Source organism: Methanosphaera sp. BMS (assembly GCF_003268005.1).
Lineage (GTDB): Archaea > Methanobacteriota > Methanobacteria > Methanobacteriales > Methanobacteriaceae > Methanosphaera.
This window is the reverse complement of record NZ_CP014213.1, coordinates 1,016,936-1,030,678: the sequence shown is the minus strand read 5'-3', so window position 1 is coordinate 1,030,678 and position 13,743 is coordinate 1,016,936. Positions and strand designations below refer to the sequence as shown.

Sequence of the window (13,743 nt, the reverse complement as noted above, 5' to 3'; positions counted from 1 at the left end):
GCAATAGCACATTAAATTCCACATTTATTCTTTTTTTGATATTCTTTTAATCACCCTAATATAACAAATTATATAAATGATATTTTTAATATATATTATTAATATTAATTACATAGGGTTTAAGAAATTTTTTTAATATAATACAACGGTAGATAATATGGATGAAGCAGGAATCATGTCCGTACAACATATAGTCGGTGGAATATTGGCCGGTTTTATATGTTTTGGATTTCAGAAAGGATATTTTGGTATAGCAAATGAAGTTATAGGTGTAATTATCAGTTTAGTACTCGTATATTTACTTGGTAAACATGCCGAAAAGAAATATGGTAGAGAAACAATCGGTTTAAATTCATGGATTATGAATGGTGTAGTGCCATTTTACTTTATATGTATGGTAGTATGGATTGTTTTAATAAACTACGTAGTATAAAATGACAAAATAGTAAAGTTAATAAGTATCTCCCCCATTTTTTTCTTAAATTATTTTTTTTAAATAAGTTCGTTTAGGTTCAAGAGTATGTGTTCTATAATTGTATTGGATAATAAATCATCATTGGATGATGCATATTGGATGTTGGATAAGTTAAATCATAGAGGACCGGATGCTCATGGAGTATATTATAAAGGAAATGTCTATTACAATAGAAAACCGGATCAATTTGATGATAATAGTAAAAAGATGAACGATGATATAATCTTGGCACATAACTTGTTATCAGTTGTTGGTGATAATATAGCCCAACCGTTATCTTCATCTAATCTCGTGCTTGTTGCCAATGCCGAGATATATAACTCCCAAGAGTTGATGGACAAGTATAATCTCGATACGGATTCTGATTGTGAGATAATATTAAAGATAATAGAGTATCATTATGTTGATAATCTAAAAGATGCTGTTTTTAAAGCATTGGGTGAATTGGATGGGGATTATGCTTTTTGTGTATATGACCATAATGATTATTTGATTGTCCGTGACAGGATGGGCGTAAAACCCGTATACTACTCCAACAGATTGGATAAATTCATATGTGCATCCGAAAAGAAGGCATTCAAAGACAAATCAGAAGTCACTTCATTAAATCCGAGACAAGCGATATATAACGGTCAATTGATTGATGTTGCCGATGAATACACAAGATGTGAGAGCCTGACGGATATTGATGAAATCAAATGTAAATTAAGGGATGCATTGGTAACTGCCGTAGACAAAAGGTCCAGAAACTTGGATAAATTAGCACTTCTTTTTTCAGCTGGTGTTGACTCCACATTGATAGCTGTTATTCTAAAAGAATTGGATGTTGACTTTACTGCATATACCATAGGTACTGCCAATAGCCAGGATTTGGAATTTGCTAAAAAAGTGGCATGTGATATAGATATTCCCTTGAAGTATAATATAATAACCAAAGAAGATGTTGAATATTACTTTGAGCCTACATTAAATTCTATTGAAGACAATAATCTTATGAAATTGGGAGTCGGTATGGCAATTAAAATGGCAAGTAACCTTGCAAGCATGGATGAATGTAAGGTAATCCTATCAGGTCAGGGAGCAGATGAACTCTTTGCCGGATACAACCGATACAAAAATAAGATAAACACACCCCAACAACTGCTGGATGAACTGTCATCAGACTTAAACAATATGTACCTGGTAAACCTTGAGCGTGATGACAAGGTTGTCATGTCAAACTCAATGGAGCTAAGAGTACCGTTTCTAGATAAGGATGTAGTTGATGTAGCCTGCCGGGTACCCGTCAAATACCTCATCGATTCACCAGAGGATTCCATAAGAAAACACATACTGAGGGATGTGGCCTATGAATTGGGAGTACCCGAAACAATCGCATACAGACCTAAAAAGGCCGCCCAATACGGAACGGGAATAGATAAGATTATCAGAAAAAAACTATTAAAACAAGAAAAGTATCGGAAAATATTGGATAACCCAAACTATTGATTATTCTAAAAAGATAACATTTATATGTAACAATTAAATACTCGAGACTTGGCCAAAAGTATTTTAAAACAAAAAAAAAGTATTACTCATATAAGTCAAGAAGAAAAAAAACTTCCATAAACATATATTTTATAATACAACCATTTTTTCACCTTAAAGCAAGTAAACAATAAACAGTACAACCTTTCTTTCTTTTATTATAAAAGATTTAAAACCCAGAAATAATCATACTGCATGGAATACTCTCTTTTGCCTTTGTTCAAATCAAATAACGACAAACATGTGATAATAACAATAATGGACAATAAGGGATAAACATTTTTTTTTATACCGCACCTATTATATATCTGGATGTCTTGGTTATAATTTGATTTTACTTGGAGTAGTCTGGACCCACTTACACAATAGCTCAAAATTGAACCTATGCTTACATTTTCTTATAATATTGGCTGCAGCGTTTACATCTGCGTTAATAATTTTTCCATTTTGTGTTTCGTATAATCCACGTTTTGTTCTATTGCCCTTAAATTCATATTTAACTTTATCTTCCTTCTTTTTATCTTCCTTCTTTTTATCCTTCTTCTTTTTATCCTTCTTCTTTTTATCCCCCTTATTTTTAGCGTCTTTTTTTTCTTGGTATTCTGGTAGTATATCTTCATCTAGGAAGCTGCTTAGGCTTGTGTATGATTCTTCCTGTATTATCAGGTCTATTTCGTGTATTTGGCATCGTGTTTCTAGTTTTTGTTTGAATTGTTTGAATGCTATGTGTGAAAATATTTGGTTTTGTTTTTTTCCCATATTGGTCTTGTGCTGGAAATTATTGTTGTATCCAAGCACAATTGTACCTACATCTTGTTCTTTGCATTTTTTTATGATGAAGTTTACTGTTTGGTTGAGGAAGTTGTCTTGTATGTTTTTGAATTTTTGGTTTATTTTTCGGATTCTATTGGATGTTTTACGTCCTTGTTTATTAAGTATTGATTGGTAGTGTGCTGTTTTCTTACATTTGAAGTATATTTGATTTTTTAATTTTCTCCCGTCCACGATACATGGAGGCCCTTCGGTTGTAACAATTGTTGCAAAATTATTTACACCCGGATCAATACCCATAATTTTATCCTTATCCAAATCCAGTGGCTCTTTTTCAGCTTCATAAGTGAAATTTGCCTTAAACATCTTTCCATTATTTATAGGAATGATTTCCACTTGAATAATCTTTTTATCTCGTATGTTCTCAGGAATTTTTATTCTAGGTCTACAATTCTTTGATTCCAAAAGTTTCTTATAATTTCTACTTAATGGTAATTCTATAAAACCCTCCCTTAGCTTCTTTTTAGAAGAAGTAATAGATTCTTTCGGAATTATAATGTTATGTAATCGATAATTCTTATGTTTTTTAGGCGGATTAACCTTTTGATCATATTCACCATCAATTTTTTTATTTTTCAACTCAACATAGCTATTGAATGATTCAACATGCTTTTTTATAGCAGCATTAGCTAACTGAGCCTGAATAAAAGAATATTCCATCTTAAATTCCTCTTTGACCTTGCTAATTATTGATTTAAAATTTATTTTCTTAAAATGCTTTTTATCAGTAGATTTAACAAATGGAGTCTTTTCCACAGCACAATTTCTCAAATAGTTAAGTTTCAAGGAAATATCCACCAAAACATTATATTGTTTCATGGTAAGACCACGAATAAGAACACTTTGAGTTAATAAAACACAATCATCAGACATAATCTCTCTTAGTTCACCTCCCCTATAATCACTGAATAAACATAATCACATAATATCTAACAAAATGTTCCCCAATAAACATTCATAACAGTCCCCCATTATAAAGATATAACATATTACATGATTATATTATTATATTATTCATAGATACTATATAAATAAAATGCGAGCATCTGATAAGTATTCAAAGGGGGTCATGATAAGTAATAATAATATAATTATTTTAAATTATTAACTAAAACAGATACTAATAAATAGTAAGTTTATAAAAGTATTACTTAAGAGTGAAAAAACATAATTTATGCCAACACTCATACTCTTAAAAATAAAATACATATCGTTAGATACTTTAACTAATATATTTAACATCAATGATATATAAGGAGGATATAATGAACAAGAAATTACTATCAATATTTTTGATATTTGTAATGTTAAGCGTATCATTTGGTAGCGTAGCAGCTAATCAAACAGGTGATAACGTACAAACAACAAGTGATGATTCACAGACAACATCACAAGATCAATCAACAGATGCACCGACAAGTGAATCTGAACAAACACCGGAAGTAACGGCTTCAGAGGATAACCTGACGGATGAAAACACGACGGAAAATCAAAGTGCTAATAATACTACAATGACCCCTGAAGAAAGGGCTGAAAGTACCAAAGTAGTATCAACTGGAGTATCAGATTTAAATCCTGCAGAATACTATAAATTCGTTGATGATATTACTCAGGCCAATTCAAATGGTCAATACGATGAAATATTAAATATTCTCACAAATGATAATGTTTCACTTGATGAATTAAGCCAAGCACTTGACAAGCTAAGTGATGAGGATTATGATGTTTTATCAGATATATTTGAATTCTGTCACGATGAATATCGATCAGATGCTGAAATAGATAGATCACAAAAAACACTTGATATAATGGATGATATCAGCGACTTGAATGTTGAAAACGCTGAAAACTTCACAGACATATTAAATTACTTCAATGATGGAAAATTTGATAACATTCTCAATATTCTGGAACATCATGAAAATTACACAATATTGGACTTGTATCAGGAACTAAACAAATTAAGTGATGAAGATTTGGAAACATTCTTTAATTTCGTTCAACTATTGGATGATAACGATGGGGATGATGAGGAAATAGATGTAGTATCAGCAATTACAAGTATACCTGATACCATAAACAAAATAGTAAATGGTGGCAATGGTCAACAATCATCAAGCAGTTCACATTCAAAAATATCCAATTTCAGAACACAAAAAATATTCAAAGAAGAAAAGGACTTCTCATTTGATTCAAATAAAATCGGTATAATAAGGGACTTATTAAACAAGTACTTTAGTGGTGAAATAACCTTTGATCAATTGGTTCAAAAGTTAAATGATGAAGGAATTGATACATCAGAGTTAAAACAAAACCCTGACGGAACACTTTCATGGTTTGGATTAGACAGCATAATAGGCCAAGACCTGACCGATGATGATAATACAAATTCAACCGATGATAAAAATTCCACTGCCGATGCAGATGACAGTCAAGCATCAGATGATGATACCCAAGATGATACCACAGCTAATGAACCATCAGATGATAATGTTGTAAGCAACAAACCAGCTTCTGATAGTGGAAATAAAAAGGGTGTTGTCGTTTAAAGCAGTGAATTAACATAAATCAATAATTCATCAAACTATTTTTTTCTTTTTAACATTCCTTTTTTTTAAAAATCTTTTATTTTAAACTTCTACTCATAATATACTCATCATAATTTAATCATTTTAGCTTTTAATCTATAACATGGCCTATTTTTATCATATAATCCCATTCTCATCAAACTCTATTTTTGTATACTCCCGACCCACCGGCTAGTATTGAACAAAAATATGATTATGGAAAATTGACTTATAGGTCAATAATATTGATAAATCAAGAGTTTATACTGCCTATTTAATAGAAGATTATGAAAATAATAATTGCACCCGGAATTAACATCAAAGTCAGCCGTACAGTTGTTGATGATGAAATGAGTTTCGGATACAAATACCCATAATGTAAAGAGGATTTCATCCATACAATAGGCAAATTTTCATGATTAAAGTAAAACAAGTCGTATGCCTATCAGGGGATACGACTCAACTAGGTATATGATGAATACAATCATACCCTTTTATAACCTCCACTTGATATTTTACTTCTCTTACTCTTTTTTTCAACTTTATAAATGATTAAAGCTTTTTTTCAATCGGTCAATATAATATTATTAATATTTTTAAAACCATATATAGTATATAATGATTAACAAACATTAATAAAAAGATGTTTATTCTATAATAAGTTAGGGGGTTATGTGATGTCAAACAGTAAACTAGTATTGTTCACGTTAATATCCATGATATTCATCCTCGGATTATCAGTCGTATCGGCCGAGGACAATGTTGACGATGGTGCTGATAATGCCATGGACACGTCAATAGATTCATCAATAAAAGATTGTGTGACTAGTCAAACGCTAGCAGAAAAAACAAGTGACAACACACATTCATATGATAATACGGGTATTGATGATACTTCAAATTCCAAGCTTAAAAAAGAAGACGGGAATTTAAAAACTTCAAAAAGAATAGTAATCAACAATCAGACATATTACACTTACTTTACAAATCAATACCTTAACGATAGAGTATCGGATGGTGATGTATTGGATTTTCAGGGAAAATTCATGGGAAACTACTCCATGTTTATCAACAAGGCGGTAAACATAACATCCACTACAAAGGATGCATATATCTACCTTAACACGACCGCCGAGGACTGGTTCGGGGGTGATGATGTAGCGGCATTCACAATAACAAAAAGTGGAGCATACACAAATGTAAGTGATATTCACTTCTATAATTCACAGATATTCGTCAAGGGATCACATCACATCATATTCAACAACATCACAGCCATAGTAGAGGAAAGTACAGTAGGCCGTGGAGTAGGACAAACCTCAATAAGGGACAACTCAAGCTTTGTCACGGTAGAAAACAGTACATTCTCCACAAAGGATCAGTGGGGTGGATGTACACTGGTACTGGCATGGGCAAACAACTGTACAATACGCTACAATAAGATTACCGGAATAGGAGAGGTAGGTAATCTATTTTACCTAACCACATTCAACGTGGAAGAAAGAATGCCCTATAACGACGCTGGACAGCTTGACTACACACTAATAAACGTAAACAATACATTTGAAAACAATCTTCTCATAGGGCCGGGATATGCACAGCCAATGTGCTATGCAATATGTCTAAGCGGTACAAACAACAGAATCATAAACAACACAGTCCTGAACTACAACGGTAGTGGAATAAACGTACAGGCATATTCATTTGACTATGACATGAATACACTCATAGCCAACAATACCTTAAACGGATCAAACTTCTTCATGCCAAACGGTTCAACGGTAATAAACAATACGGTAACCGGAAACTTCACGATGGGTACACGAAGCATAGTCGAAAACAACACATTTACCAACATAAAACTTGTCTATCACAACCTAACTCTCTCAAACACCAAAGTCGAGAATGTAATGGTAACCACCGAAAGGGACAACATCACCATAGAAAACTGTAACATAACAGGCAATCTGACCATAAAGGGTCCAAGCGTCGCGGAAGTTCCAATAAACATGGCCGTACGAAACAATAATATAGGAGGATACATACTTCTCAACGGATCAAAGAACATCACGATAACAAACAACACAATCGGCAGGCAGATAATAATTTCCGGAAAAAACAGCCTCAACAACAACGTCTCAATATACAACAACAGCATAATAAACGATGAAAACTACACGATAACAGTGGACAAAAAGGTAAGGGGACTTAACATATCAGATAACTATCTGATGACAAATAATCTGACCGGAAACGATAGCATATACATTTACCCCTTCTATGAGGACTACATCATAAACAATGACATGAAAGTCTTCAAATTAAACGAATCAAACTACCAGCGATTCTTCAATAACGACGGAACATTAAAAAGCTACCTGCCCGATAACATTACACTGGAAGTAACTGGCAATATAAAGAATAAGAAGTTCATATTCACCGACGGACAGGTAAACTTCACAAATCCAAAGGGATATAACCTGACCGGTAGCACAGTAGAAATCAAAGCCAATGCCACGGTATCATTAAATAAAATCAAGGTGGATAGGATACTCTATGAAGTTACCGATGGCAGTTATGGTAGGTTGTTTAATGCTGATGCTACGCCTAAGGTGGATACTGTTGGTGATAACGTTACCTTTGTTGTTGCGGGTAATATTCATAACAGGAATTTCACATTTGTTAATGGAAGGGTTAACTTTACCAATCCAAGGAATTATTCATTTACAAATTCCACTGTGGAGATTAAATCCAATGCCAATGTGTCCTTAGATAACATAAAAGTAAATAGGATAATCTATGAGGTAACTGATGGCAGTTATGGTAGGTTGTTTAATGTTGATGCTACGCCTATGGTGGATACTGTTGGTGATAACGTTACCTTTGTTGTTGCGGGTAATATTCATAACAGGAATTTCACATTTGTTAATGGGACGGTTAACTTTACCAATCCAAGGAATTATTCATTTACAAATTCCATTGTGGAGATTAAATCCAATGCCAATGTGTCCTTAGATAACATAAAAGTAAATAGGATAATTTATGAGGTTACCGATGGTAGTTATGGTAGGTTGTTTAATGCTGATGCTACGGTTGGGGTGGATACTGTTGGTGATAACGTTACCTTTGTTGTTGCGGGTAATATTCATAACAGGAATTTCACATTTGTTAATGGAAGGGTTAACTTTACCAATCCAAGGGGTTATACATTTACCAATTCAACGGTAGAGGTCAAGGCAAATAGCACGGTATCATTAAATAAAATCAAAGTCGACAGGATTATCTATGAATTAACCGATGCTAATTATGACAGATTATTCGACGATAATTCCATATTTAAACTTGACATGATTCATGACAACATAACGCTAGTTGTAGTGGGTAACATTCATAACAAAGGATTCATATTTGACAATGGAACCCTTAACTTTACAAATCCGAAAAACTACACATTTACGAATAGTACAATAACAATAAAGGCTAAGGCTAACGTACTTCTAAATAAGATAAATGTCAGCCTGGTAACATTTGAATTAACGGACAGCAACTATGCAAACCTATTCAATCCTGATGGAACAGCAAAAAGTGACGTAATCCGGAACAACATATCTCTAATGCTTGCAGGCAATGTCAAAAATAAGAATTTCATATTCAATGATGCCAATGTAATCTTCAATAACCTTAGAGGCTTCACATTATACAATTCTACAATAGACGTCAAATCAAAGGCACATGTATTGCTTTACGGATTAAAGATTAAAAATGTCAACGTTCCCTCCGAAACAATCATCCTCGAGTCCAAGGATAACTTAATAGTCAATACACAAATAGATGTAAATACCAACACGCAAACAAGGACAATACTCATATCAGATGACAATAACACAGTAAATGATGTTAACATAACAGTAAAAAGCACTAACAATCAAATTGATCCTTTATCAATATATGCCATAGTCGTAGAGTCAGAAAAATCGGGAAAAAACATAGCAAATACTCTCATAAAAGATACCCACATTGACGTGGCCGGTGCTGACAAGGCCTATGGATTGATTCTGAATAAAACTACAAATACGAGTGCATCAAATATCAGCATTAGCATAAGTTCAACAAATACCGCTTATCCAATTTACATATCAGACTCAATAAATACGGAGATATCGGGTAAAATAACAATTAACGCTACTGACTTATCCTATGCTGCCTACATTACTCAAACAGCTCCGGATAAAACCGGTAACATAACACTCTCTGGTATTGAAGCAAATATAAACACAAATAATATAAAAGCCATAGATGCGGATAAAGTACAGGATATAACGATTGAAAACTCACTCTATATGCTTGAAGGATCAAATATAACGGCCATAAACCTATCCGATATAACAGGCATAATCATAAATAACATAACCGTAGAGATAAAATCAACAGACAATGCAAGCATACTGACATTTGTCAACGCTACAAATGCCAATATAACAAATTCGGAGTTTACCTCCAATATAGGTGAAGGACTATTGATAGATAGTTCACGTGATGTACTGGTGGATAACAATTACATCAATGTTACCAGTGAATATACGGTGGAGGTAGCCAATTCCATCAATGCAAACGTGACAAATAATGGATTATATGCTAACAAACAGCAGGGTGATGCATCCGTAAGGGTTACAGAATCAACAACCAGCGTACATGACAACAATATATTAAACAGTATAGTAATAATAAGTGGAAATCTGACAATATATAAGCCAAGCGATATCATAGTAAGGGTAACGGATTTGAACGGAAATTCCATAAACTATGGAAGCATCATGTTAACGGTAAACAATATGGATAATGATGTTATACTTGAAGGTGGAAAGGCAACATTTGCTTATACTCCTCAGACAATGGATGATGTAAGTGTTGTTGCAGTATACACGAGTCCTAATAAGCTACAGAGAAGCAACAGCACAACGCTCGAGGTATCCATGATAGATACCAGGATAACCTTAACCTCAAGGACTGCATTAGTAAACCAGGAGGTAACTGTCACTGCAACCGTAAAGGACATTATGGGTAATATGGTTAAGGATGGAAGTGTGACATTTACAAATGATAACGGTACAATATTAGCTATCTGCAACGTATCCTCCGGTCAATCATCGGTTAACGTAAGTTATTCAAGTGTCGGCATTTATAACATTACCGGGGTATATTCAAATTCAAACGAGTACAAAGAATCAAGTGCAAATACAACGGTCACTGTGGATAATGTAAATATTGACATAAATGGTAACTTAACCGTATTTACTCCTGGCAATATAACGGTAAGGATTACCAACCAGAATAACGCCACTGTAACTTCCGGAACAATTAAAGTATCTGTTAACAATAAACTTCAGAATGCAACAATCAAAAACGGAGTGGCCACACTTAGCTATACACCACAGAGTATGGATGGTGTAAATGTCACCGCGGTTTATACAACTACGGAAAACTATTGTGTTAGAAATACTGTCACATTAAATGTTTCAATGATTGCCACTATGTCTTCCTTATCATCTAGGACTGTGTTGGTTAATCAGAAGGTGGCTTTGACTGCATCCGTTAGGGATGTTTTGGGTAAAGCTGTGAGGGATGGTTTGGTGTCATTTAGTGATTCATCCGGTAAACTTTGGGGTAGTGTCAGGGTAGTTGACGGTCAGGCATCCGTCAATGTATCTTATCCAAGTGTCGGCATATATAATGTTACGGCAGTTTACTCCGATTCAAGTACGTATAAGCAGTCAACGGCTAAGTCAACGGTTACTGTAAACAAGGTAAATATTAATATAACCGGAAGTTTAACGGTATTTACTCCATCAAATATAACGATTAAGATTACCAACCAAAATAACTCGGCTGTAAGTAAGGGTAGCCTTGAAGTCAAAGTTAATAACAAGAAACAGAACATCACATTCAATAAAGGTGTAGCGACATTTAGCTATACACCACAGAGTATGGATAGTGTAAATGTCACCGCGGTTTATACCACTACGGATAACTATTCTGTCAGTAGGACTGCTACGTTGAAGGTTTCTATGATTGCCGCTAAAATGTCGGTATCATCTAAGAACATCTTGGTTAATCAGAAGGTGGTTTTGACTGCATCCGTTAGGGATGTTTTGGGTAAAGCTGTGAGGGATGGGTTGGTGTCATTTAGTGATTCATCCGGTAAACTTTGGGGTAGTGTCAGGGTAGTTGACGGTCAGGCATCAGTCAATGTATCTTATCCAAGTGTTGGCATATATAACATTACGGCAGTTTACTCCGATTCAAGTACGTATAAGCAGGCAACGGCTAGGACAACCGTTACTGTAAACAAGGTAAATATTAATATAACCGGAAGTTTAACTGTATTTACACCATCCAATATTACTGTTAAATTAACAAACCAGAACAATTCAACTATAAACAAAGGTAGTCTGGAAGTCAAAGTAAACAACAAGAAACAGAACATCACATTCAAAAACGGAGTAGCAAGCATAGCATGCACGCCGCTAAATGCAAACAAGGTAAATATTACAGCAACTTACACGACAACCGATAACTATACGGTAAATAAGACAGCATCATTAAATGTCAATAAGATAACTACAAAACTGGTAGTCAAATCAAACAACAATGCTCCAAGAGTTAATGAAAATATAAAATTAACGTTCACCTTAACCGATGCTAATAAAAATCCCGTTAACGCTCAAAGGATAACTGCAAATGTAAACAACAAAAAATATACATTAACAAGCGATAAAAAGGGTGTTGTAACATTGGAGTATCTGGTGAATAAAGATGATAAAAACGTCACAATAACTGCAAACTATGATGGAAACACATCATATATGGCATCCACAAGTAATCTCTCCTTGAACAGGACATATAAACTGGACGTACAGTTGCTCACGGGATCATTCAATACAAAACCTGGAGGCACTGTAAAACTTGTAGCTCACATAACGGATAACAATCTAGATATCAATGGAGGACAACTCGTATTCAAACTCAATGGCCTGTCACTTAAAGACGCTGAGGACAATCCGGTAATAGTGGCCATTAAGAATGGACTGGCAATAATGGAGTATAAAATCCCCGATTCACTAGGAGCCCGGGTTCATAACCTGACGGCTGTATACTCTTCAAGGGATTATCAGAGGGTTGAGCTGTCAACGCCTATGACGATAGTCAAATACACTACACATATCGATGTAAATCCCCTATACACAAGCAGTGATATCATCAGGCTAACAGCTCAGGTTGTAGACCAGAACAACCATGCATTAAACAAACAAACCACTATGTGTATAAAGATAAACGGTAAAAGCTACACATTCAATACAACAAACGGTACGATAAACTATACAATAAATCAGACACTAAAAGACGGCTATTACAACATGACAATAATTAGTGGAGAAAACGGTAAATACCTGGCATCTAGCGTTAAAACATTACTGGTGAAATCCGATAAAATCATAAAGACAAATTACATCAACAATACCTTGAATGCTAAGGAGGTACTTAAAAGTGGCGATACCAAGACAGGTAAGATACTGAGCATACTTACCGGTTCGTCTGCAGTTAAGGTGGGTGACAGGCTTAAGCTGGTAGCACACCTATCGGAGGATGTCGTGGACATTACAGGTGGACAACTTGTATTTAAGTTAAATGGAATGTCCCTTAAGGATGAAAATAACAGCACAGTCATGGTAAACATCAGGGAAGGTCTTGGAGTGCTTGACTATAAAATCCCGGATACTCTTGCCTCTAGGGCTCATAACCTTACGGCCGTATATTCATCTAAAAAATATGGACGAATGGAGCTTACAACTGTCCTGACAACCAACAAGTTAAACACTCATATAACAGCCGAACCGGTATTTACCAATAAGGCCACCGCATACATTAAGGCACAAATACTCGATGACAACAACCAGTTAATAAACAGACAGACAACCGTTGTAATAAAGATTGACGGCAAAAGTTACAGTTTAAACAATACTAATGGCAGGATAAACTTCAAGGTACCTTTAAACATTACTAAAGGACTGCATCAGGTATGCATCATAGCCGGTGAAAACGGCAAGTACCTTTCAAGCAGGTTAAACACGATATTGCTTGGAATATAATACTTTCCAGTTTTTTCTTTTTCTTCTACTTTTTTATATATTCACGGATATCGTAAAGAAAATTATTCTCTTAAACCTTTACAAAAGCAATTGAAATCTAAATCAATCTTTACAGGTGTAAATATGTAATACATTCAAAATAAGCGTATACATACATACTTTTTATTATATATATTATAACTAATAGTAATCATAT

Annotated in this window: 5 protein-coding genes; 4 read left to right on the top strand and 1 reads right to left on the bottom strand. The window is 34.3% G+C overall.

The window, feature by feature from the left end:
- Positions 1 to 157: 157 nt before the first annotated feature.
- On the top strand, positions 158 to 433 hold the full coding sequence (locus AW729_RS03700; RefSeq protein ID WP_112123837.1) for a DUF5379 family protein: 276 nt from the start codon (positions 158 to 160) through the stop codon (positions 431 to 433).
- A gap of 87 nt (positions 434 to 520) precedes the next feature.
- Complete coding sequence (locus AW729_RS03695; protein ID WP_112123836.1) at positions 521 to 1,963, top strand: asparagine synthetase B; 1,443 nt, start codon at positions 521 to 523, stop codon at positions 1,961 to 1,963.
- Positions 1,964 to 2,323: 360 nt separating this feature from the next.
- Here the strand turns inward: AW729_RS03695 and AW729_RS03690 are convergent, their stop codons facing one another.
- Positions 2,324 to 3,706: a transposase gene (locus AW729_RS03690; RefSeq protein ID WP_112123835.1), complete on the bottom strand. Its 1,383-nt coding sequence runs from the start codon at positions 3,704 to 3,706 to the stop codon at positions 2,324 to 2,326.
- A gap of 392 nt (positions 3,707 to 4,098) precedes the next feature.
- Between AW729_RS03690 and AW729_RS03685 the strand changes: the two genes are divergently transcribed.
- Positions 4,099 to 5,382 carry a hypothetical protein gene (locus AW729_RS03685; protein WP_112123834.1) on the top strand — a complete coding sequence of 428 codons (1,284 nt, stop codon included), beginning with the start codon at positions 4,099 to 4,101 and terminating at the stop codon, positions 5,380 to 5,382.
- Positions 5,383 to 6,077: 695 nt separating this feature from the next.
- Positions 6,078 to 13,547 carry an Ig-like domain-containing protein gene (locus AW729_RS03680; RefSeq protein ID WP_112123833.1) on the top strand — a complete coding sequence of 2,490 codons (7,470 nt, stop codon included), beginning with the start codon at positions 6,078 to 6,080 and terminating at the stop codon, positions 13,545 to 13,547.
- Positions 13,548 to 13,743 lie beyond the last annotated feature (196 nt).